Raw genomic sequence first — 1,188 nt, 5'->3', positions numbered from 1 at the left:
ACCAATCGAGAAGCCGATCCACCATTGAGTACCAATCGGCGCCGACATAGTACGCTTTGAAAGTCCACAGAACACTGTCTGCTTCATTAGCAACGCGTTCACGTAGGCGTTCGTGCGCCTCGTAGTCGAATTCCTCATCAGTCATAGGAATCAAAATCTCATTTAAAATCGTCACCGTAGACTTCTCGGTATTTCTCCTTCGCCTCTTGCGTCTTGCCTTCCTGTTTGAGGCGCTCAGCCTCCTCGATCTTCTCACTGGCACGGTACGCTTTTTGAGCGGCCTGCTTCTTCTCCTTCGAACTCATCCCGTTGTCAACCCGCTCTTGATAGACCGGTTCTCGCGTTTCGTCGTTGACGTACTGGGGAAGATTCCGGAAGAAGTTACTCATATGCTCATGAGTAGAGGCACCAGCGGGAGCGTCATTCCGGAAATATTTGTAAGCCATCATCACCATGTGATAGGAGTTCACGGGTTTCCCGTTCTCCTCATTCCACTTCTTAGCTGATACGGCAACTCGCTGGAGATTGCCCCCATTATTTTCGTTAACGGCATTATACATTGACTGGAATTTCCGGGGATTCGTACCCACCCAAGACTGCCCACCGTAGGTGTCAGGGATCGCGTAGCCGTTATTCGGGTCGTCAGCGCCCATCGGTTGGATAGGAGTTTCCATCCCCCCGATGGTTACGGGGTCTGTCGGGCTCTCGGGATTGTGAGTATCGCTGTAACGGAATGCCGGGGTAACCTCTACGGTGAAGTCACTGAACTTCACTGCCACCACGTTTCTGTCGATGCGAACCTCTTGGTTCGGGTACTTTTGTTCCAACCGTCTTTTGACAGCACGAAGCGCGTTCTGTGGACCGTTACGAGAAGTGGCCCATTGACCGTGTTCGTCCGCATCGAGGACGATCATTACATCGATGTCGCAGTCCTCGTCGAGTGGTCCGGTCATCGTCCCTTGCATCACTGAACCGTAGATATGGTCTTCTTCAATCGACAGACCTTCTTCCTTCAAATTGTCAACGACGTTTTCACGTCGCTGCTGCATGTCCTTGGCCTGCTTGTCGGTTATCTGGGCTTCCTCAGCGTATTCTTGATGTGATTCTTCGATTTCACGTTCCGCATCCCTTGATGAGTCACCAACGTCAGAATTATTTGAGTTGGCTGGTGATCGATTACTCCCATCA

1 protein-coding gene is annotated in these 1,188 nt (G+C 51.3%); it reads right to left on the bottom strand.

Features of this window, described 5'->3' with window-relative positions; all coding sequences use genetic code 11:
- Positions 1-158 precede the first annotated feature (158 nt).
- Positions 159-1,188: CBASS oligonucleotide cyclase (locus EXE45_RS19805; RefSeq protein ID WP_241989510.1), on the bottom strand; the 1,030-nt coding region annotated here is incomplete at its 5' end.

Source organism: Halorubrum sp. SP9 (genome assembly GCF_005435015.1).
GTDB classification, from domain to species: Archaea; Halobacteriota; Halobacteria; order Halobacteriales; family Haloferacaceae; genus Halorubrum; species Halorubrum sodomense.
Note: the sequence above shows the minus strand (reverse complement) of the source record. Positions and strands in the feature narration are given on the sequence as shown.